Below are 20,759 nucleotides of genomic sequence, written 5' to 3'. Positions count from 1 at the left end.
AACAATAAAAATTAATCAGAATGAAATTGAATAAAGTTAATTTAGGAATCATTTGCGCAACTTTTTTTGTTGGTGCGCAAGGGTTTTCACAAAACAGCAATGTTGTTTCTGCTGCACTTGAGTTTCAAAAATACGAACCTGCAATTGCAAAAGATGATTTAAAGAACGCGAAAACCTATTTGCTACAAGCAAAAAGATATATTGATCCTGCGATGAAGGATGAGTCAACTAAGACTGATCCGAAGGCAAATTACTACAATGCTGTAATTAATTACAGTTTAGTAGAATTATCGGGTAAAACAAATCATGAGGATTTGATGTTATATAGAAGTGATTCAATTAAGGATGTGATTGCAAATTCTATTAAGCACACCGAATCTAAAAAACGCTATAAGCAAGATGTTGATGTATTCTTCAACCGTAAGATTGCTCAAGCGGTAACGATAGGTGAGATGATGTTTAAGCAAAAGAATTATGAATTGGCTTTTGCTGGTTTTGCTGGAGCTTATCAAATGAAGCAAATTGCAAACATTGAAGAGGAGCAAGAAGCAATGAAAACAAATGCAATTATTGCTGGAAGAAACTATATCGATACCTTGAGTAAATCTGGAGAATCAGAGAAGGCTTTAAATTTCATTTCTGGTGCTCTTGAGTTATTCCCAGAAAGTGCTGATTTGGCAATTTCGGGTGTAAACATTGCTCTTGATAATGGTGATTTGGTAAAAGCAGAAGCATACTTTGATGCCGCAGCTAAATCTTCACCAGAAAATAAAATATTGTTTTCTAATATGGGTTCTATATATTTGACAGCAGCAGATAAAGCTTATGCTGATTTTTCTAAAATGGAAATCACGCAAGAGGGATATCAACAAAAATCTGAAGAGGTAGAGGAGTTGTATACAAAGGCAGAAACTAATCTTAAACGTGCAATTAAAATTGATTCTGAATATGCTGAAGCGGCATATAATCTTGGAGTATTATACTTAGGAAGAGGAGAAAAATTGAAGACTACAGCTAGTCAAATGGATTTCAACAATCCTGATTATGATGATGTAAGTAAAAGAAGTCAAGAGATGTATAAAAAAGCGATTGAACCTTTAGAAATTTACATTAAACAAGATCCTAATAACTCTGGTGTTTTGAATGTATTGTTTCAAGTGCACAGAAATGCTGGAAATACTGACAAAGCGTTAGAGTATAAGAAGCGTGCTGATGCGATTGATGCAGGAGAATAATAATTAGATTTATCATTATTGAGAGGTTGTCGCGAAAGTGGCAACCTCTTTTGTTTTGTAGATGGTTTCCAACTATGTTTGACCCAAAACACCAAAAGTTAGTTGAGCGAAACACTTTTCTCTTGGCCTAATAGCGTATAAAACAGAAGAGCCACATGTATAAAACAGAGGAAACACAGGTGTAAATTAGAAGTGACACAGGTGTAAATCAGAGGAAACACACGAATAAAACAAAAGAGACACACGGCCGTGTGTCTCTTTTGTTTTATTCGAATTGCATGATTGATATTTTCTAACTTAAATCAACTCGATTGTTTTATCGGTTAATTTAATTTTCTTGTTTTTGTATAGATTTCCGACTGCTTTTTTGAATGACTTTTTGCTCATCCCTAGCACATCTCTGATAAGGTCAGGACTAGATTTATCCGTTACATGGCTAACACCATCGTGAGCTTTAAGATATTCCAAAAGTTGTTCTGAAAATTCATCAAATTTCTCTAATCCAATTGGAACGAGAGAAATATCAATTTTACCATCTTCACGTACAAATTCAACGTAACCTTTAGTTCTTTCACCATTTCTTAACGGACGAACGAGGCGATCTTTAAAAATAAGACCACTGTATTTTTCATTAACGATAACTTTTCTTCCTAAGTCAGAAATTTCGGCTACAAATAAATCTACTTCGTCACCTTGTTCTAGGTCGGTAACTTCATCTTCCAAATATCGATTTATTCTTGCAGATCCAACCAAACGATTTGTTTGGTCATCACGATAAAGTCTAATTAAATATACTCCATCTTCTACCATTTTGGCTGTTTGTTCCTTAAAAGGAACCAATAGGTCTTTTTCTAATCCCCAATCTAAGAAGGCTCCAAAATTACTTACGGCCTTTACCTTAAGAAAAGCAAAATCATTAAGTTCAATTTTTGGAGTTTCAGTTGTGGCTACAGGACGATCTTCAGAGTCATTATAGATATAAACTTTTACCGTTTGGTTTTCCTCCATGTCGTCCGTTAGGTATTTGTTCGGTAATAAAACCTCGAAACCCTGGTCATCTTCCAAAAACGCTCCAACACTTGTGAAACGGTCAATTCTTAAATCTGCGTATTCTCCTATATAAACCATAATCAATATTTACTCCTGCAAAGTTAACTTAACTTTTTTAGTAATACAGTTTCGAGAGTAACTTCGCATTAACAATTAAACAAGGAAAGTTTTCTTCGTTTGTAATTAAGCTTTGGGTATATTTTTCGAATTGAGCAAACAAGCTATCAGAATGGTGTGAAACTGCAATCATATCGCAGTTATTTTTCTGAGCAAATTCGATAACTACTGAATGAAATGCTTTTTTATCTTTCAAAATATGAATATCAGAATCGATTCCTCTTTCTTCAAATTGATTTTTAACCAAGGAAATTCTGACTTTTAATTGCTGCGCTAGTCGTTGATCGGTTTGATGTTCCGCTATAACATGAATTTTACTATCAAAAGTCAATGCGATTTCACCGGCAAGATGAATAATTTGTAAACTTTCTTTTGATGTAGTGATTGGAACCACAATATTCTTTAATGATTTATGTTCAACACCGTCTTGAACAACTAAAAAAGGAACAGAGGAATTACTTACAACTTTCATTGCATAGGAACCAAATAATTTCTGCATTCCTTTTGCACCATGTGTTCCCATTATAATTAGACGAGCAGTTGCGTCAGCTGCTATTTTTGCTATATCCTCGAATATACTTCCTTCGACAACTTTTGCTTCAATATGTATATCATCAGAACCTAATTGTAGTTCAGCGATCACTTTGTTAAGTTTCTCATAAGCTGATTTCTCTTCTTTTTGACTACTAATAATATGTAATAGGGTAATCGAAGTATTTCTTGGCTTAGCCAAAAAAATAGCATATTCAAGCGCTGCATCTCCAACGCTTGTAAAATCATGGGGAACAATATATAAGTTAGCACTCATGGACATAAATTTTTAGTGTTATTCAAAGGTAAGAAAAAATTAGAAAATTTGAATCAATAAAATTTATTGATATCTCTCTGTAAAATAGGGGATTATTACTTATGTTAAAAATACTTAATATTTTTTCACTTTCGAAGCAACTTAGTTTAAACTGCCAACGTCTATGTTGTAGATTTTAAACATTACTACTGATGGGATCTCTAAAATAAGTCTGAGCAATTGGACTTATTTTTTTTTGCATGTATATACAAAAGCGGGTGGAAGGTTGTTAGCTGTGAATTGAATTGAAATTGAGTTGAATATTTTAATCAACAATTTACGCGCATTTAAAGAATATTGAAATTGGATATACTTTCCTTCTGGTTTCAATGCAATTTCTGCAGATTTCAAGATTCTCATTGTTAACATCTGATCAAAGTTGGTCAATGGTAAAGATGAAATAATGACATCAGCAAACTTCTTATGATCGGCATCGAGGTATTTTCTCAAATTTGCAGCACTGTCATAAATTACTTGTACTCTTTTATCATTTTCAAATTCCTTTTTCAGTTTTTTATAGAAAGGTTCGTGTAATTCAAAAACATATAAGTTGGCGCTAGGATTCATTTTTTCGATGATTCGACGAGTAAAAACACCTGTTCCAGGACCAAATTCTACGATGACGTTGGAAGTTTTGAAATCAACGTTTTTCAACATTTTATTTCCCAAAGATTTAGAGCTAGGACGAATTGCTCCAACTGTTTTACGTTCTTTAAAGAATTCTTTTAGGAAATTATCTTTCTTATTGTCCAAGTGATCTAAATATTTAAAGTGAGTTTGTTATTTTTAATAATTCCCAAAGCCTTTCCTTTTAACTTTTGTCCAAAAAATGGGGAATTTTTACTTTTCGAAAGGTTTGTATCCACACCATATTCCCAATCAATTGTAGGATCAAAAATAGTTATATCAGCAGAATTACCTTCGTTTAAACTTGTGTCATTCTCAAATTTAGCGATTTTACGTGGTTGAACCGAGATTTTATCAATAAAAGTTGCTTGATTTACTACATTTTTTTCAACTAACGAAGCGTAAAAACTCTGTAAGGTTATACTTCCAAACCCTGCATTATCAAATTCTATATCTTTTTCCTCAACAGTTTTAGGTTGGTGATTTGAAACAATACAGTCAACGGTACCATCTTTTAATCCTTCCCAAAGTGCCAATCTATCATTCTCCTTTCTATATGGAGGAAAAACTTTATGATTGGTATCATAATTTAAAGTGTCTAATTCATTGAAAATTAATTGATGTACATGCACATCACAAGTTACTTTAGCTCCTTTTTCTTTAGCTTCTCGAATTAAATTTAAGGATGCTTCTGATGAAATTCCAGAAAAATGTAATTCACCTTCTGTATATTCTAATAAACTTAAATCTCTCTGCACTTGTATTTGTTCTCCAATCGCAGGAATGGCCTTTAAACCAGTTTTTAAAGATGCTATCCCTTCATTCACTTGTCCGCCATGACTCAAAGATTCATTTTGAGGAAAAGAGATAATTTTACCACCGAAGTTTTTTACATAAAGTAAAGCTCTAAATAATATTCCGGCAGAAATAAAGTGAGTATTGTCTGTAAATAAACGGACCCCAACTTTATACATATCGTACATTTCGGATAGACTTTCACCTTGTGCTTCTTTAGAAATAGCACCCATTGGATACAAGTCTGTAATGTGGTTTGAGCTTTCAGCTTTCAGATAATTCACCTGACCTTTACTGTCTACGATTGGAGAAGTTGTAGGAACGATAAAAACATGTCCAAATCCACCATCGCACGCAGCTGCTAGACCCGTTTGTATATCTTCGTTGTATTCAAATCCTGGGTCACAAAAGTCAGCTTTTAAATCAACCCAACTTTGAGATACATAAAGTTCCTTGCTGGTTATTTCTTGAGCGCCATCATCAAGAATATTTTCTTCTATTTTAGAAATCTTTCCATCTGTAATTAAGATGTCCACTTTTTGATTAAAAAACGCAGATTCGCTATCTAATATTGTTGCTTGTTTGAGTAAGATTTTCATTTTATACTTTCCAAAAGATGAGTATTAACATTTCTAAAAGAAAAAACGTAAGTGCCAAAATTAAGAGAATTCTCCAAAATTCATTGGGTTTTTTCAGGGTTAATTGTTGAATATCCGATAGGGCTGAAATTCCTGCGGTATTGAGTTTACTGACATTTATGCTTTTAAAGTAATTTGTAATTTCATTTTCAGAGGCATAACTCATGTCAGACTCATAACGATTATAATTTAATGCTAATTTTCCAAGTGTTTTTCCATCATTTAATATTGAATAAACACCATCATTAATGGATTGATTGTCTATTGAATTACGTACTGAAATGGAAGTAAATCCAACATTTTTAGTGATTTCAGGTATAAATTCGGCATCTTTTTGTTTTAGAATCAATGCGCTTTCATTTTGACCTTTCATTTTTATTCGGTAGTTATTGGAAGAACCAATGGTAAGGGATAAAGGCAATTGACCTTGACTTTTTTCACCAACTCTTAACAATAAAGAAGAAAATAATGCAGATTTTCCAAAGTTGTTGAAATTTGGATCAACAGGAGAGTATAGTGCATAGACATTTTTCCCTTTGGCTTGCTCAACTAAGAGAGGCATTCCGTTTTCGTATTGAATCAAAGTATTGAAGTTAGCATTCGAATAGGTCGAGGATGAAATATAGTTCGTTAATGGTGGCATTCGAATATTGTCTACATTTCCGTCAAACATTCCAATGAAGAAATCTAATTCTGATGAAATTTTACCTATTCGTATTTCTTGTGATGTAGCTTTACCGAAAAGTGGTAATTGAAAAGAACTCAAAAGATTATTATATGAAGTCATATTGAATTCTGGAGAAGGAATTATTAAAACGTGAATTCCATTGGTCGCTAATTGTTTTAATTGTGTTTGAATTCCGGAGCTAATATTGCTTAATCCGTTTAAAACAATCAAGTCTGCTTCACTTAATAAATTTGTTTTTAATTGTGCAACTGAAGTTTCTTCAATATCATAAAAATCGTCGGTTTCGTATACCATTCCTGGTAAAGGAGTACTGTTTTCATCATTTATAATTAGAATATTTATTGATTCCTCGACCTTATATGTAAAATGAAAACGATTATCAAAGTATAAATTTTCATCCATAAGTTCAATAATTCCTTCTTTTATGCCTGTAGATTTATCTGTATAATTCATAGCCACAATAGTACTATTATTGGCTTCTAAATCAGTTAAGGTTTGACGTTTGGTCCCGCCAACGTTTAGATTTAACTCAACGTTGGTTAATTTTTCGTTTCCTGTGTTTTGCACTCGAATATTCAGAGTGTTGTTCGTATTCACACGCTGGAATGGCTGTTCAAACCAAATAGAATCGATGTATAAATTTCGATTAATTTGGGGTGTAAGTTGAAGAAAAGAATAATTTGCAGCAGTATCTATAGCCGGTCTAGTCTCTGTAAGGTTACGTTTTTGAAAATCGGAAATAACATAATAATGTGAATTTCCATCATAAGAAATGGAATTCAAATATTCCTTCATACTTTCTAAGGGATTAGTAATCGCTCGAGAAATAGGAGAGAGGTTCACATATTCTAGTTTGTCTTGCAACTCAGAACGTGTAATTACCCGATGTTCAGTGCCATTCAGGGCATTTGTAACCAACAAATATCGCTGACCTTTTGGATATGCATCTGCAATTTGCTGAACAGTGGTTTTCCCTTGATTTAGTAAGCTGCCATTACTTCCTTTAGCAGACATCGAAAAAGAATTGTCCAAATAAATTGGAATCAAATTCTCATAGGATTTAGCTTGGGTTGAAGTTGGAATATACGGTTGAGCAAATGCGAAAATTAAAGCTGTGAAAGCTAACATTCGGCAGGTAAGAATAAGATAATGTCTTAAGTTTTTAGTTGCATTGGTCTCTTTTTCAACCTTTTTAATGAATTGTAGACTTGAGAAATAGAGTTTCTTGTATCGCCTAAAATTAAATAGGTGAATGATAATCGGAATGATTAGCAATAACAGGAAATACAGTATATTTGGGTATACAAAATTCATCCTTTCAAAATTAATAGAATTCAATCGTTAGAAATAGTTTTGAGTGGATTAATTTTTAGAATATCATTCTTAATATAAAAATGCAATCATCTTTTGCCTTAATTAATTTCTGAGCGAAATAAATATGATATATTTACGCATCACTCAGTTCCATAATTCAATTGGAACTTATTCACCTAATATTATTTTCATGATCACATTAATATCAAAAATTTACTGGAAGATTTACGGTTGGAAAATTGTTGGTTCTATTCCTCCAAAAATCAACAAAATGATTCTTGTAATTGCACCGCATACAAGTTGGATAGATATTTTGATAGGATTTGCTGCTCGACCTAAATTGGGAATAAAGGACGCTAAATTTATGGGGAAGAAAGAATTATTTGAAGGTCCATTTGGGAAAATACTTAAAAATATGGGAGGAATTCCTGTCGATCGTAAGGCCAAACTAGGAGTTGTGGATCAAATAGCAAAGTATTATAATGAAAATAATAGATTGATTATTGGCGTATCTCCCGAAGGAACACGAAAGCGAGTGAATAAATTAAAAACAGGATTTTATCACATTGCTAAAACAGCCAATATTCCAATAGTTTTGATTGGTTTTGACTATAAGAGCAGGGTGGTTTTGGTTGGAGATCTTATTTATACATCTGATAATGAGGTATTAGATATCGAAAAAATTATTGAGTTCTTTTCAACCATTCAAGGAGCTAATCCAGAATTTGATTTAAGGCATTTGAAGAAAAACTTGCGAAGTTCTAAAAATGGGTCAGATGAGTAATCTCTTTATCAAATTGTGGATAGAGTGCAATTAATTCTTTTCGTGAAAAAAGTTCAAAATCTTCAAAGCTAAAACCTGGCGAAACAGTACAACCCGTTAGAGAGTAATCATTCTCGTTAAGTACTTCAGATCCAAACCAGCAACCACCTTCTACCACATATTGAGGCAGTTGACCATTTTCAATATCTTTTCCTATAATCTGAACGGAATATTCCCCTTGTGCAGAAATCATGTGCAATTTTATTGGTGAGCCATCGTAGTGGTGCCAAATTTCATCCTGTTTTATTTTGTGAAAAGCAGAAAAATTATCTGAGGTCAATAGAAAATATATACATGTTGAGTAACTTCTTTCTCCTTGATATTTAGAACCTAAACTAGATTCACTTACATTTCCTGAGCTTCTGTAGGTTTCTCTATAAAATCCACCTTCTGGATGTGGTGATAAATTTAGTGTTTCTACTAATTTTTCAACTTTACTTTTCATAACAACTACATAAATTTAGGATAATGTGAAATAAAATTAGTTCTTTTTAATTCTTGATTATTTTTTGAATTACAATTGTATTATTAATATTCAAATGAATAAAGTAGACACCTTTGACAAGATCATCAACCGCTACTTCAGAGGTTAATTCATCCATTATTATTAGTTTTCCATATGAATTATAGATTTTTACTGCATCAACTTTATCACTTAGTTTTATAAGATTATTCACTGGATTTGGATAAACAGTAACCATTGAACTCAAATCGTTTTGTGTAATACTTAAAGATTCATCTTCAATTTCAATAGACCATAATTTTGCAGGAAAAGGAACCGTAATTGGACCAGCTGTTGCAATAAATTTTTCATTAGTTAAATATAATCTGTATTCACTGGATGTAACTTCAAAAAGTGCTACACCTTCAATGATATTTCCAAAAGGAACAATATTTATTATTTTGTTCGAAACATTTCCCGAAAAAACATCTAAACTCGCATTTGGAATATTGTTAATTGTGTACATGAATGGTGCAGAAGAGGAGCTGTAGCCAGTTAGAAAGATTGTTTTTTCATCAGAAGAAATCTCTGCACCAGAAATCAAACCGTTTACGTCATAAGTGCTTTCTAAAATTGCACTATGGGTTCCTATAGTTTTTGGAATAGAATAAGCTTTGACCATATTATCTCCCCAATTTTTAGAAAATATGATTAAATTATTTCCAATTGAAATTAAACCTTCTGCGTCAAAATTAGTTGTTGCATTTATTGTGAAATCTGTTTGATCGGCGTATGAAAAGTTAATTATTTCAGCATCAGCTGTGTTACTGGCGTCATCATAATCAGTTTTAGAAATTTTATAGATTTTTAAATCAGTTCTATCTCCCGTATTATTTCCAAAATCACCAATATAAATGAAATCATTGTCTTGAGCGATGTCTTCCCAGTCTGTATTGATTGCATTATTAATAATTATTGTTCTAGAAATGTTACCCGAATTAATGTCAATTTCATATAATTCTGCTTCTCCTTCGCTATCATTAAAAGTGATAACTTTGTTGTTGTAAAAAAGTAAACCAGATGATTCATCTAACTTTGGTGTTTCTAAATCAATCAAATCAGTGGCTGTTTGAGCGAATAGAGAAGATAAAAAAAGGTGAGAAACGAGTAAGAGTAATGTTTTTTTCATTTTGCTTGGTTTTAAATCAGGTTCTTTCTAATAGTATGGAAATGATGCAAATATAGCTTTAAATGATTAAAATTTAACGATTTTTCGATTTCATTACTTTAAAGTTTCAATATTACAGGTGTTGATACCTTATTTTCATTTCAATGTACGAAAGCTAAAATGATTTTTTAGGAGTAAGTATGAGTAGAAATATTTTATACTTTTCTTTATCATTTAACTATATTTGAAACTACTGATTTTCTTCTATTTCTAATATATTATTTTAAAATGAATTTATCTGACTTTTTACATTCCTTAATTAATTTGAACACAGATGAATTAAGTGATATTTTATCATATTTTGATAAAAAAGTTTATGAAAAAAACACCATTTTAATCAATGAAGGTGAAATAAGTCACAACTTGTATTTTGTTGAAAACGGTATGGGCAGAAGTTACTATTTAAAAAAAGATGGTAAAGAAGTTACACAGTGGTTTTTTGGTAGTGGTAAATTTATGGCAAGTGCGGATAGTTTTTTTCAACAAACCCCTAGCTTGTACTATTTGGAAACATTAGAAAAATCTGTAATTTATAGTATCTCAAAGGTAAATTTAGATCATTTATTTTCAAAGTATCACCAGATGGAACAACTAGGTCGATTGGTCTCAATAGAAATGTTGACAAAAGTGGTTCACAAGTTGAATGCGATTCAATTTCAAACGGCCAAAGAGCGCTATCAGTATATGTTAGAAGAATTTCCAAATATTTCTACTCGAGTTCCACTTGGTTATATAGCATCTTATTTAGGAATGACGCAAGAAACTTTAAGTCGAATTAGAAGATAGGAATTCTGCCTATACCAAGATTTCTATGAAAATTAATTCATTAAATTCCTCAATCAGGTATTTTCAATAAAGGTTTTCAGAAAAGAAAAAAATCTGTTAAAAAAGGTGTTGTTGTTGGTTTTTGATTTATGTCAAAGGAATAGGTATTCTATCTCTTGATATTTGCACTGTATTAAAAAACCAAAACAATGCAAATAGATAAAATCATAACAAACCTGTTGGTTGTTCCGCTTATCGGACTTGTTTCGTTTTCTAGCTTTTCTCAAGAATTGGATCCTTATCTCCAAGATTTGATTAGTAAGGGACTGAACAAGAGTCAAACCGTAAAAATTAATGAAATGAATGTGGAACAAGCAGTGCTCGACCAACGTTTGGCAAAATCTACATTCATTCCAAAAGTTACCTTAAATGGAAGCTTTACTCGATTAGATGACGATATAACTTTCGATCAAGAAACTCAAGATTTGTTGATGGCCACTCAAAAACTTTTGATAAAAGAAGCGGTGGGTGTTCCTTTTAATGTTGCTCTTCCTGAAGGAATTGAGCTTCGGGAACCAGCTAATCTACAAGATAAAAATATACTGAGATCTTCTGTTGATGTGGATTGGATTTTGTTTAGTGGAATGGAAGCTACAAATGCAATTAAAGCGAGTAAACATAAGGCTTCTTCTTTAAATTATTTGGGAATGGCGGAGAAAGATAAAATCGCAATTCAAATAATAACAGCTTACGATCAATTGGCTTTAGTTTATGCATCTGAAAAAGTTTTAACGACCTCTGAAGAGTATTTAAAAGAACAAGAACTTTTCGTTAGAAAAGCAATTGAAAATGGTTTAGCAACGCCGATTGGAAGAAAAAAAATTGAATTAGCACAACAACAATTGGAAGGCAAGAAGATTGATTATCAAAATAACAAAACCTTGTTAATAGAACAGTTAAATCAATTGACGGGTGTGGAGAGAGAGGAGTTAAAACTAATGGTTCCTAAACTTCAAATTGCTGGAATTAATTCGGCTCAAGAAAGCGAAAAACGAAATGAAGTAAAGGCATTAGAAGAAGCAGAGATGGCAACACTTTATAAATCCAAAATGCAGAAAAGTAATTTTATTCCTAAAGTAGCACTAAAAGGTCATTACGAATTTCTTGAAGAAAATTTGTCTCTTCTTGATCCTAAATGGTATGTCGGAGTTGGAATAAAATGGAATGTTTTTGATGGGAATCAATCACGAATAAAAGCAAAGAAAACGCAGCTTGAAAGTTTAAAGTATAGGGAGCAAATCAAGGAGGCCGAAGAAATGATTGCATTGAGTGTTGTAAATGCTCAGTTGAATTTGGGTGCAAAAGTTCAATCTGTTAGAATAGTTGAGAAAGAAGTGGAATTAGCTCAAGAGACCTATAACATGGTGAATGAGCAATACAAAAGTAATTTAGTTTCGATCAATGATGTTTTGGACGCTTTAACAGAGTTAGAGAAAACCAATTTTAAATATCAAGAAGCTGTTTTCAATCAACGTCAGGCAATAACAGCCTTGCTTCACGCTAAAGGTACATTAAGCTATTAATCACAAGAATTAAAGAAAAAAAATGAAATCAATTAAAATATTAATCATGAGCAGCCTAGTTTTACTAAGTGTAAGTTCATGTTCAGGAGAGGATAAAATAACATCAAATAGAGGAAAAGTAAAATTTGAAACAATTTCTTTGAGTGGAAAACTAGCTGGAAGAATTTCAAAACTGTATGTTGAAGAAGGTCAACAAGTAAAGAAAGGTGATACATTGGCTTTTATTGATGTGCCAGAAGTAATGGCGAAAATGATGCAAGTTGAAGGTGCGATTATGTCGGCACAAGGTCAGTTAGAAATGGCGTTTAATGGAGCGACAACAGAACAATTGAACCAAGTTGATCAGAAACTGAAAGCTGCTCAAGCTCAATTAGACTTTGCGCAAGAATCATTTAATCGTTTAGAAAAAATGCATAAGGATTCTTTGGTGAGTCAGCAACAATTTGACGAAGTGAAAATGAAATTAACCATGGCTAAAGCACAGGTACATGCCGTAGAAGCGAAAAAACAAGAGGTAACAAAAGGTACACGTTTTGAGCAAATTAGTCAAGCGAAAGGTCAATTAGACAGAGCTTTGGGAGCGAAAGAAGAGGTTACTGTTGCATCGAGTGAAAAGTATTTAATTGCGCCAACTGATATGTCGATTGAGACGATTAGTTTAGATGAAGGAGAGCTACTTACGCCTGGATATACATTGTTTAACGGATACAAAACGAATAGTATTTATTTTCGTTTTACAATTCCTGAATCGAAGATTTATGAGTTTAAAGTGAATCAAGAGTTAACCTTAACAAACCCATATACCAAGGAAGATTACCAAGCAAAAATAATAGCTATTAAGCAACTCCCTCAATATGCGAATATCACAAGTACATCGCCATTGTATGAATTGGATGAATCAATTTATGAACTGAAAATTGTTCCTATAGGCAAAGTAAATAATCAGTCATTTTACTTGAACAGTACAGTTTTAATTAAATAGTAATATCATGAAGAAATTTTTAGCGTTGATCCGAATTGAGTTTAAACGGATATTTTCAAACGGTGTTTTAATGGCGATTTTTTTCGGAGCACCTGTACTTTATGGTTTTTTATTTGGATATGTTTATCAACAAGCTAAAGTAGTTGATTTGCCGATTGTTATTGTTGATCAGGACAGAAGTCCTATGTCTGATAAAATAATTGATGCCTTTCAAGACAATGAAGGATTGTTTGTGGAAGATATTCGATATACAGCAGGAAACATCATCGAAGAAATGCCCGTAAAACAATATGCGGCGGTGATTACTTTACCTAATGATTTTGAAGCAAAATTGTTACAGAAAAAACATCCAGAGGTGCGCGTTGATTTAAATATGGCGAATATTTTAAATGCAAATACAGCAAGTAAAAATATTCAATCTGTTTTAATGACCTTGAATGCAGGAATAGAGATTGAAGGATTAAAAAAACAAGGAATGCATCCTGAGCAAGCGGTTTCCTCATATGAAAGTTTTAAAATCAACTTCAATAAATTATATAATTCTACGGGAAACTACGTCACATTCATGCTGCCTGGATTATTGGCTGGAATAATGCAACAAATTATTTTTCTGGGAATGGCCTTGGTGTTTTCACGTGATTTTGAAGATGGATATTTTGGGAAATTAGTAGGTAAAAGCAATAACGCTTTATATCATATTTTACTTAAATCAACTCCATTTCTATTGATGCTCCCAATTATGTGGATTGGCGTAAGTATGTTTTTACCATTTTTTAGTGTAGATGCTTCGATTTTTAATACTCCGATGATCATTTTAGCTTCATTGTTAACAATTGCATCAATGTATATAGGTATGTTGTTCTCAATCGCAATTCCAAGTCAATTGAAAGCGACAGAATTACTCATGGTGATTTCTACGCCAGCCTTTGTTTTGAGTGGATTTACTTGGCCTACCATGGCAATCCCTACTGCAATATCAAATGTTGCACAATATATTCCGTTGACACAATTCTTGGCAGGATTTAGAAAAGTTGCTTTTTACGGTGGAGATATGTCATCCATTAGCACAGAGGTAAATATGCTTATTTTAATTTCTGTTGTTGCGTTTGTTTCAATGGTCGGTTTATTACAACTAAAGATCTATCTATTCAAGAAAAAATCAAAAGCGAAAATATTAACATCAGAAGGATAATGGGGAATAAGTTTTAATAATTCAAATAAATTTTTCCTTGTAAAGAGTAGAATCTAACGGATCGTGAGAAAAGTTAGATTCTACTTTTATATTTCATTTAATCGAAAGTTACCCTCAGTCCGAATCCTTGTTGGAAATTGGTGTTAACAATAGTGTTTAATTCTGGAATTGAGGTAAATCCTAGACCAGGTTTAATTTCATAAAAAACATGAACACGTTTCCAAAATTCACTTCTGTTTGCTATTCTAAAATCAATTCCTAGTGGAATGTAGGCCATACCTCCAAAAGATGTTTTGTTGGTGATTGTTTCATGTTCCGTTTCTGTTGAACTACCATATGAATTTCCATATCCTGAACCATTTGAATTGTCAAATAAAGTTTCTTGATATCTATCCGTACTGTAATAAATGTGAGTATTCGAATTTAGGGATATTCCAGCAGCAATACCAATTCCTGAGTACAAAGACCATCTCGCTTCAGGATCTGTACTGAAAATCAAAGAACCCACAATACTTAATTGATCAGTTGAATAATTTGCCCCATAATTTTCAGTAAAAACTGAATCAATATAGGTAGCTTGACCTGTTTGAGAAGATATCAAAGTATCGAAAGGTTCACGTGTTTCCTTATAACCTCCAGTTGATAGATTAGTTCCATTGGAATAATTAAACCCTAAACGTAAAACAGGGTTTAATTTATAGTTAGATTTTTCTTTATCGCTGAATTTTAAGCCTAACATAATAGCGATTGTAGAATTGCCGTTGTAACTATATCCACCAGATTGCGAGAAGTTAAATTCACCTTGATTTAATAAATCAGATTGAGGAGCTAAGGCTTTAAAATCATCATAAGTCCCTCTGGCTACTCGGTTATTGATTGTTCCAGTTGAAATATAAATATCATGAACGGTAATTCTTTTTATAGGAGTTTCTAATTTCTCTTGTCCTATTGTTAGAAAAGATAAAGACATGATTGCAAAGGCAGGCAGAACAATTTTAGATTTCATTTTTTATGTTTTAGTAATTTCTTAGAAAACGAAGGGGTGTTTCAAATATTGTGAAAAATAAACTATAAACTCAAGTATATTTTTCTTCTTATTATAAATGTGAGAAAGTCGTTGCAAGGATAAGTAGGTTTGCTGAGGACGGTTTGCAAACCGTCCGTACAATTGGTTTGCAAACCATCCATATCTCAGCAAAGCGTCCTTAGCATGCTTAGGGTAATTTCATAAATGGAATTTGAGGAAAAATGCTCACTTTAACGTATGATTTCGGCTGAGGGGTAGCAGCGGCAACCTTTTTATTATCACGCGTTGAAAACTCGCGGTAACAAAAAGATACAGCGAATGACCCGACCTATTCAATTCTTTGTATTCGCTTTATAAATGGAGTTATTTTAATTAAAGAATTGAAAAGGGCAGCCCCAAAAGAAATTAATGAAATTATATTGAATTTTTTCGCATACTTGGCTTGGTTTCCACCTTTTGGAATAAAGTAAACTTTCGACAACCTACGCACAGGATAAAATAGAGGTAGAGGAATAATCCATTGATAAGTGACAAATGATCCGCCATTGTTTTTTGCTTCTATGACTTCTTCAAAAGTGAAGGAATTATTATTTGCGAATTTTATTTCCATGGAGTAGATTTTGGGTTATTCAAGGTTGCAAGGTAATGAATTCTATTTTATTGTTCAATAAACTAATCATTACAGAGTAAGCAATTCATATGATTGTGATTTTAACATGTGTATCAATCACGGTAGTGAAATAAAATACACGTTTTGTTCGAAGATTAAAATTAGAACAACAATAATCCCAGTTACAATTTGAATAATTTTATTTCTTTTAAAAATAGCCAATAAATATCCAATCACAATAAGAATTAGGGATGAGCCATACAGTAAACAATATTTGATGTATAAATCCTTCGTTTTCATGAACCATGGAATTGGAATAGAATCTGCACCAAACATAAATTCATATTTGAAACTACCGTTCAAAGTTTCTTTGACATTCAATAAATATTCAACTCCAATAGTTAGGATAAGAATAACGGGAAGTACAATTAAATATATAGTCCAAGATTTGTATTTCTTAAAATTGAAAGTTTTCATTCGATATTAAGCATAAGGATACATCGCGAATGAGATGAATGAGTTTATAATTATGGTAATCAACAAGACCATATTTTTTGATTTTTTATTCCTTAGAATAATGTAGATAATTGAAGAAAGAAATGATAAAACTATGGTAATGGGTAAGGTGATTAGAAAAACCAAGGAAATTTCGTTATCAAAAGGTATAAAATTCTGAAGCAAAAGAGTCAGAAAACCTATAAACAGATTTATAGCTAATTTAAACCAATCGAGTAGTTTCATTTTTGTCGTTTTACCTTTTATTTTTAAAGCTCATCCGGCGCAAGGGCGTGTTTGTTCTCGTAATTATTTCTTTGATTCTAAATAATCCATTAAAGCCATATTGTAACAATGATTTTCACTATCTCCGGAACAGCCTAAACCAATAGCAACAACGTCGACATTGTATTTCTCCTTAAATTCACGTTTAATTCCTTCTGAATCAATTCCTATTCCAGCTTCAAAATAAGCGAATTTATTTTGAGTTTTATCATATTCAAACCGTTCCAAAAGTTTATCGCAATTGTGGTCATTATAGTTATTTGTAAAACTAATTCTATTGAATACTTGTAATGATCTGTAGGATAGAATTAGTTCTGTTGAGACTATTGAAATTGAGATTATTAATAAAACCCTTAAAAATATTGGTTTGCGAAGCTTTGGAATCAGAGATAAAATAAGAGAAAGCAATACAAGCGCCAATCCTAATAGCTGAATATCCATAATTAACTCATCACTATCATAAACAAAAAGATGTTTTCTGTTGAATGCCAATAATGGAATTCCAATGATTAGAAGGAGGAGGATGTATTTTCTCATTTTGGGTTTTTGGGGGTGTGATTACCAATAGTCTTTCATTTTCGAAATAAAAATGATTAGAATATATAATTATTTATCTCTTCTTTATTTAGTAAATCTAATTTGCAAATTCAGATTAAAGTATAAATCTCCGTTTGCTTCATAAATTTCCCCAAAACCGTGTCGGGATGAACTTGCCGTATCAAGTTTTGTATTGTTTAACAAGTAATCATCAAATTCATTTCTGTTGTAAATATGATAGCATAATACATCCCCATTTTCTTTTACGATTAAATATCCTCCCGTTGCGTCATATTGTCCTGTCCAAACTTTTGAAGGCATCATTCCAAGTGCAACATCAGTTAAGAATCTTTTAATTTTGTATTCATAAAACTTGTGTTCATTTTCGATATCAAAGTTCAATGGATTTTTGATAGCTGTTTTGTGGACTAGATCTGTCAAGTGTGAATATTCACTTGAATAAAAATCAAAAACTATTTGAGATAAAATCTCTGGAAGTAAACTATCTATTAAAACAAGATTATTTGAGAATATTTGCCTTTCGGTTTTCACAAAAACAAACTCTCCTCCTTTGTTTTTTATTTGCACGATTCTATCCATTATCTTGCTTCTGGAATCAATCTTATTGATTTGATCAATGTCATTTTTAGTTAAGTCCGTTCCAACAATTTTAAAAATGAAGTTTGTTGTCTTACCTGCATTAAGGAGAGTGGAAGGACTTCCAAGTTGAGATTTTATACTAAATCCAAGAGTTGGTTGTTGATTTGTTCTTTGGTCGTGGACCACAATTGTAATATCCGTTTTTGCTGACGAACCTGCTTTTAGAGAAATACAATTAATAGATTGCATGAATTCCTCTATTTCAGGAATAGAAAACGTTCTTTCTTTATTTTCTTTAATCGCATTAAGAAGAAAAATTGCCTTACTCTTAAAATCTGAAATTGGAATTTTTAATACTAATTCATTTCCTGAAATTAAAATTATTTCATCTTGAATTGAGTATTCAAAATTTCCATTATTCTCAGTGCGAAGTATTTTAATAATGGGATATACTATACCTTCTAATCTTTCTATGTCTTTGTTACCAAGAAATAACTGTTTATCTCCTAATAATTTAAATAAAGCATATATCTCGCTCCATTCTCCTTTATTTCCTGTAATCATATGATGTTAAGTTTTTCTATGATTTTTTTTGCTGTTGCTTGAATTGCTGGAACTGCTACTGAATTTCCGAATTGTTTATACGCTTGCGCGTCTGAAACTACAATTTTGAATTCATCAGGAAAACCTTGAAGCCTTGCCCATTCTCGTGGTGTCATTTTTCTTATTCCTTCTCGATTGACTGTACCTTTAATGTGGGTTATGGGAACAAAGTTCGTTAATCTATCATCCAGGACTAAATTTCTTTCTCGACCCATTCCTCCACAAACTACCGCATTTGCAGTTCCATCATTTGGAATGATTTCATAACCGAAACCATTGCCTTTACTTTCGTGTCTTGACCTGTGGTCTTTTAAAGTTTGTACATAAGTTGTCGATAAATAGTATTTTACAGAAACTTCATTCTTCTCTAAAATGTCTTCTAAGACAGCTTTTTTATTTGTCGGTTTAGGATATGCAAAATCAGAAATCCCTAAATCTTTCCTAAAGCCAACAATAAAAATTCTTTCTCTGTTTTGAGGAACACCGAACTCCTTTGCATTTATAACCTGCGGTTCAGGAACAAAATAGTTTAAGTCTTCCCTTAGCACATTTAAAATAGTAGCTAAAGTCTTTCCTTTGTCGTGACTTCGAAGTCCTTTGACATTTTCGAGGAAAATAGCTTTTGGTTGTTTTTTCTTTATTATTTCTGCTACATCGAAAAACAACGTTCCTCTTGTATCCTCAAATCCGCCACGTCTTCCTGCTATCGAAAAAGCTTGACATGGAAATCCTGCGCATAGTACATCAAAGTTATCTGGAATAAAGTTTTTTGTCTCTGGCTTAGTGATATCTCCAAATGGAATTTCTCCAAAATTAGCTTCGTAAGTTTTCTTTGAATATTTATCCCATTCACTGGTATAAACACACTTTCCTTGTAGATTTTGCAGTGCTAACCGAAAACCGCCAATACCTGCAAAAAGGTCAATAAATTTAAACTTTGGCTTTTTTGGTTTGGGGAATGGAATATCTTCTTTAAAATCGAAAAGCATATATTGTAAAGCTTCTTCAGCAACTTCTGAAGAGAAGTTTTCTTCAGGATATTTATACTCTAATGCAATTTTTACGTGTGAAACCGCTTCCTTTTTATAAATTTTTGAAAATCCGTTTTTATAGTTATGTAAATAATGAGTAAATACTGCTTTACCGTATTCGGAAGATTCCCTCAATTTATCATTAAATGATTGATCACGAACTTCTTCTAACGATATTTTTTCTTTCAACTTCATTTTTAAATCAATTTTCCCTGCAAGATACTAATTATTAAGATTTAGTTTCTTTATTGTTTTAGTTATCTGTTTACATTGTAACCAGGCTCAGTAAAACGGTATAATCATCTATTATTACATATCCACCATGCCTGAAAGATCCTTTCTCGAAGAAATAGGGATGATAATAGAAAAGGTTGTTTTTGTTATTAAGCTTCTTCAAGTTTTTTTTGTCTAACCATTTAAATCTAAATTGATCTTTATGTAATTCACTTATGGTAGTAGAAAGATACTTGTAATTTTCCTTTAATTTTTTGATGACATCATAATCAAATTCGAGAACTGCTTGCAATTTGTAATCATTCGGTCCTGGCGTCCTTGATTCAGACTGATTTCCCATTTTGCTAAAAGTCCATTTTGCCTTTGATGGAGGGTAGGTCTCTAGGTTAATAAGTTTATTTAATTTAACTAGATTATTAGAAGAATCAGGTATAGCGGGATTGGATTCAACTGAACACGCATAATTTATACACCAAAAAAGTAAGAAAATAGGAAGTTTCCAAATGTAGGTTTTTGTTATCATCGATATTGCCTTTATTATGACCTAACTAAGAAGCATAGGGATTTAGAAGTGGGTTTCTGTCCATCTTTTCTTAGGTTTTTCAGGTACGTGTATTTTATTTACAATTTAAACGGTTTCCATTTTTCGCCAACTCGATTGCGTACCGCTCCAACTCCTAATGGCATTTCAAACAAATCGTTTAGAGAGTTGTCTAATTCTACTGCGTTTTTTAAAGAAATAATCTTTGCATTTCCTTCTGTATGTTCATTCAGTCCACATAAGAATTGCCAATCTCCGTCACTGTCATGAATAGCATATAAAATGGGATTTTTCTCATCTAGGACATGATTGCAAGTGAAAACAGCTTTATTTTCTGCATCACTAAATTTAAATTCAGGTTTACCTTTTTTTCCTTGTCCGAATAGATTCAACATACTCATAAATGTTATGGTAATCAGTAAAATTCTTTTTGTCATTTAACTGATTTTGGGTTTATTAATGGATGTCAA

The 20,759-nt window shown here is 32.1% G+C and carries 21 protein-coding genes; 6 read left to right on the top strand and 15 right to left on the bottom strand.

Annotated elements, in window-relative coordinates; all coding sequences use genetic code 11:
- The first annotated feature begins 20 nt into the window (after positions 1-20).
- The gene (locus C6368_RS01860) at positions 21-1,235 is read left to right on the top strand and encodes a tetratricopeptide repeat protein (RefSeq protein ID WP_107037482.1); all 1,215 of its coding nucleotides are present in this window, start codon (positions 21-23) and stop codon (positions 1,233-1,235) included.
- A 297-nt stretch (positions 1,236-1,532) separates the two neighbouring features.
- Here the strand turns inward: C6368_RS01860 and C6368_RS01855 are convergent, their stop codons facing one another.
- From C6368_RS01855 to C6368_RS01835, 5 genes are all read right to left on the bottom strand, one after another.
- A complete protein-coding gene (locus C6368_RS01855; protein WP_107037481.1) occupies positions 1,533-2,363 on the bottom strand; it encodes a CvfB family protein in 831 nt (276 codons plus the stop codon).
- Positions 2,364-2,400: 37 nt separating this feature from the next.
- A complete protein-coding gene (locus C6368_RS01850) occupies positions 2,401-3,210 on the bottom strand; it encodes a universal stress protein (protein ID WP_159038377.1) in 810 nt (269 codons plus the stop codon).
- A gap of 225 nt (positions 3,211-3,435) precedes the next feature.
- Positions 3,436-4,002: a class I SAM-dependent methyltransferase gene (locus C6368_RS01845; RefSeq protein ID WP_107037479.1), complete on the bottom strand. Its 567-nt coding sequence runs from the start codon at positions 4,000-4,002 to the stop codon at positions 3,436-3,438.
- Between the two features lie 5 nt (positions 4,003-4,007).
- Positions 4,008-5,270, bottom strand: coding sequence for a dihydroorotase (locus C6368_RS01840; RefSeq protein ID WP_107037478.1), 1,263 nt, complete (start codon positions 5,268-5,270; stop codon positions 4,008-4,010).
- A 1-nt stretch (position 5,271) separates the two neighbouring features.
- A complete protein-coding gene (locus C6368_RS01835) occupies positions 5,272-7,311 on the bottom strand; it encodes a BatA domain-containing protein (protein WP_107037477.1) in 2,040 nt (679 codons plus the stop codon).
- Between the two features lie 124 nt (positions 7,312-7,435).
- Between C6368_RS01835 and C6368_RS01830 the strand changes: the two genes are divergently transcribed.
- On the top strand, positions 7,436-8,095 hold the full coding sequence (locus C6368_RS01830; RefSeq protein WP_107037476.1) for a 1-acyl-sn-glycerol-3-phosphate acyltransferase: 660 nt from the start codon (positions 7,436-7,438) through the stop codon (positions 8,093-8,095).
- Here C6368_RS01830 and C6368_RS01825 read toward each other — a convergent pair.
- Positions 8,073-8,579, bottom strand: coding sequence for a cupin domain-containing protein (locus tag C6368_RS01825; protein ID WP_107037475.1), 507 nt, complete (start codon positions 8,577-8,579; stop codon positions 8,073-8,075). The two genes, C6368_RS01830 and C6368_RS01825, sit on opposite strands and share 23 nt — an antisense overlap.
- A gap of 46 nt (positions 8,580-8,625) precedes the next feature.
- The gene (locus C6368_RS01820) at positions 8,626-9,765 is read right to left on the bottom strand and encodes a T9SS type A sorting domain-containing protein (RefSeq protein WP_107037474.1); all 1,140 of its coding nucleotides are present in this window, start codon (positions 9,763-9,765) and stop codon (positions 8,626-8,628) included.
- A gap of 267 nt (positions 9,766-10,032) precedes the next feature.
- On the opposite strand from C6368_RS01820, the gene C6368_RS01815 reads away from it, so the two are divergent.
- The 4 genes from C6368_RS01815 (at position 10,033) to C6368_RS01800 (ending at position 14,326) form a co-directional block, all read left to right on the top strand.
- The gene (locus C6368_RS01815; protein ID WP_107037473.1) at positions 10,033-10,590 is read left to right on the top strand and encodes a Crp/Fnr family transcriptional regulator; all 558 of its coding nucleotides are present in this window, start codon (positions 10,033-10,035) and stop codon (positions 10,588-10,590) included.
- A gap of 188 nt (positions 10,591-10,778) precedes the next feature.
- Positions 10,779-12,152: a TolC family protein gene (locus C6368_RS01810; RefSeq protein WP_107037472.1), complete on the top strand. Its 1,374-nt coding sequence runs from the start codon at positions 10,779-10,781 to the stop codon at positions 12,150-12,152.
- Between the two features lie 22 nt (positions 12,153-12,174).
- Positions 12,175-13,134 carry an HlyD family secretion protein gene (locus C6368_RS01805; RefSeq protein WP_107037471.1) on the top strand — a complete coding sequence of 320 codons (960 nt, stop codon included), beginning with the start codon at positions 12,175-12,177 and terminating at the stop codon, positions 13,132-13,134.
- Between the two features lie 7 nt (positions 13,135-13,141).
- Positions 13,142-14,326, top strand: a complete 1,185-nt coding sequence (locus C6368_RS01800) for an ABC transporter permease (protein WP_107037470.1) — start codon at positions 13,142-13,144, stop codon at positions 14,324-14,326.
- Positions 14,327-14,423: 97 nt separating this feature from the next.
- Here the strand turns inward: C6368_RS01800 and C6368_RS01795 are convergent, their stop codons facing one another.
- The 8 genes from C6368_RS01795 to C6368_RS01760 all read right to left on the bottom strand — a co-directional run bounded on the left by C6368_RS01795 (position 14,424) and on the right by C6368_RS01760 (position 20,726).
- Positions 14,424-15,332, bottom strand: a complete 909-nt coding sequence (locus C6368_RS01795; protein ID WP_159038376.1) for a hypothetical protein — start codon at positions 15,330-15,332, stop codon at positions 14,424-14,426.
- Between the two features lie 349 nt (positions 15,333-15,681).
- Positions 15,682-15,963, bottom strand: coding sequence for a hypothetical protein (locus C6368_RS01790; protein ID WP_107037468.1), 282 nt, complete (start codon positions 15,961-15,963; stop codon positions 15,682-15,684).
- 117 nt (positions 15,964-16,080) lie between these two features.
- Positions 16,081-16,440, bottom strand: a complete 360-nt coding sequence (locus C6368_RS01785; protein ID WP_107037467.1) for a hypothetical protein — start codon at positions 16,438-16,440, stop codon at positions 16,081-16,083.
- Between the two features lie 327 nt (positions 16,441-16,767).
- A complete protein-coding gene (locus C6368_RS01780; RefSeq protein ID WP_107037466.1) occupies positions 16,768-17,280 on the bottom strand; it encodes a hypothetical protein in 513 nt (170 codons plus the stop codon).
- Positions 17,281-17,364: 84 nt separating this feature from the next.
- A complete protein-coding gene (locus C6368_RS01775; RefSeq protein ID WP_107037465.1) occupies positions 17,365-18,444 on the bottom strand; it encodes an HpaII family restriction endonuclease in 1,080 nt (359 codons plus the stop codon).
- On the bottom strand, positions 18,441-19,709 hold the full coding sequence (dcm, locus tag C6368_RS01770) for a DNA cytosine methyltransferase (RefSeq protein WP_107037464.1): 1,269 nt from the start codon (positions 19,707-19,709) through the stop codon (positions 18,441-18,443). Before dcm ends, C6368_RS01775 begins: the two co-directional genes overlap by 4 nt.
- A 70-nt stretch (positions 19,710-19,779) precedes the next feature.
- Positions 19,780-20,271 (bottom strand): hypothetical protein, encoded by a 492-nt coding sequence (locus C6368_RS01765; protein ID WP_107037463.1) that lies wholly within the window; start codon positions 20,269-20,271, stop codon positions 19,780-19,782.
- Between the two features lie 98 nt (positions 20,272-20,369).
- A complete protein-coding gene (locus tag C6368_RS01760) occupies positions 20,370-20,726 on the bottom strand; it encodes a hypothetical protein (RefSeq protein WP_234369066.1) in 357 nt (118 codons plus the stop codon).
- Between the last annotated feature and the right edge of the window lie 33 nt (positions 20,727-20,759).

This window comes from Brumimicrobium mesophilum (assembly GCF_003025005.1).
Lineage (GTDB): Bacteria > Bacteroidota > Bacteroidia > Flavobacteriales_D > Crocinitomicaceae > Brumimicrobium > Brumimicrobium mesophilum.
This window is presented reverse-complemented; position numbering and strand designations above follow the sequence as displayed.

What these genes read in the sequence shown, in the direction of transcription:
- C6368_RS01860 (WP_107037482.1), top strand. Translation starts at nt 21, where the DNA reads ATGAAATTGAATAAAGTTAATTTAGGAATCATTTGCGCAACTTTTTTT.
- C6368_RS01855 (WP_107037481.1), bottom strand. Translation starts at nt 2,363, where the DNA reads ATGGTTTATATAGGAGAATACGCAGATTTAAGAATTGACCGTTTCACA.
- C6368_RS01850 (WP_159038377.1), bottom strand. Translation starts at nt 3,210, where the DNA reads ATGAGTGCTAACTTATATATTGTTCCCCATGATTTTACAAGCGTTGGA.
- C6368_RS01840 (WP_107037478.1), bottom strand. Translation starts at nt 5,270, where the DNA reads ATGAAAATCTTACTCAAACAAGCAACAATATTAGATAGCGAATCTGCG.
- C6368_RS01835 (WP_107037477.1), bottom strand. Translation starts at nt 7,311, where the DNA reads ATGAATTTTGTATACCCAAATATACTGTATTTCCTGTTATTGCTAATC.
- C6368_RS01830 (WP_107037476.1), top strand. Translation starts at nt 7,436, where the DNA reads ATGATATATTTACGCATCACTCAGTTCCATAATTCAATTGGAACTTAT.
- C6368_RS01825 (WP_107037475.1), bottom strand. Translation starts at nt 8,579, where the DNA reads ATGAAAAGTAAAGTTGAAAAATTAGTAGAAACACTAAATTTATCACCA.
- C6368_RS01820 (WP_107037474.1), bottom strand. Translation starts at nt 9,765, where the DNA reads ATGAAAAAAACATTACTCTTACTCGTTTCTCACCTTTTTTTATCTTCT.
- C6368_RS01815 (WP_107037473.1), top strand. Translation starts at nt 10,033, where the DNA reads ATGAATTTATCTGACTTTTTACATTCCTTAATTAATTTGAACACAGAT.
- C6368_RS01810 (WP_107037472.1), top strand. Translation starts at nt 10,779, where the DNA reads ATGCAAATAGATAAAATCATAACAAACCTGTTGGTTGTTCCGCTTATC.
- C6368_RS01805 (WP_107037471.1), top strand. Translation starts at nt 12,175, where the DNA reads ATGAAATCAATTAAAATATTAATCATGAGCAGCCTAGTTTTACTAAGT.
- C6368_RS01800 (WP_107037470.1), top strand. Translation starts at nt 13,142, where the DNA reads ATGAAGAAATTTTTAGCGTTGATCCGAATTGAGTTTAAACGGATATTT.
- C6368_RS01795 (WP_159038376.1), bottom strand. Translation starts at nt 15,332, where the DNA reads ATGAAATCTAAAATTGTTCTGCCTGCCTTTGCAATCATGTCTTTATCT.
- C6368_RS01790 (WP_107037468.1), bottom strand. Translation starts at nt 15,963, where the DNA reads ATGGAAATAAAATTCGCAAATAATAATTCCTTCACTTTTGAAGAAGTC.
- C6368_RS01785 (WP_107037467.1), bottom strand. Translation starts at nt 16,440, where the DNA reads ATGAAAACTTTCAATTTTAAGAAATACAAATCTTGGACTATATATTTA.
- C6368_RS01780 (WP_107037466.1), bottom strand. Translation starts at nt 17,280, where the DNA reads ATGAGAAAATACATCCTCCTCCTTCTAATCATTGGAATTCCATTATTG.
- C6368_RS01775 (WP_107037465.1), bottom strand. Translation starts at nt 18,444, where the DNA reads ATGATTACAGGAAATAAAGGAGAATGGAGCGAGATATATGCTTTATTT.
- dcm (WP_107037464.1), bottom strand. Translation starts at nt 19,709, where the DNA reads ATGAAGTTGAAAGAAAAAATATCGTTAGAAGAAGTTCGTGATCAATCA.
- C6368_RS01765 (WP_107037463.1), bottom strand. Translation starts at nt 20,271, where the DNA reads ATGATAACAAAAACCTACATTTGGAAACTTCCTATTTTCTTACTTTTT.
- C6368_RS01760 (WP_234369066.1), bottom strand. Translation starts at nt 20,726, where the DNA reads ATGACAAAAAGAATTTTACTGATTACCATAACATTTATGAGTATGTTG.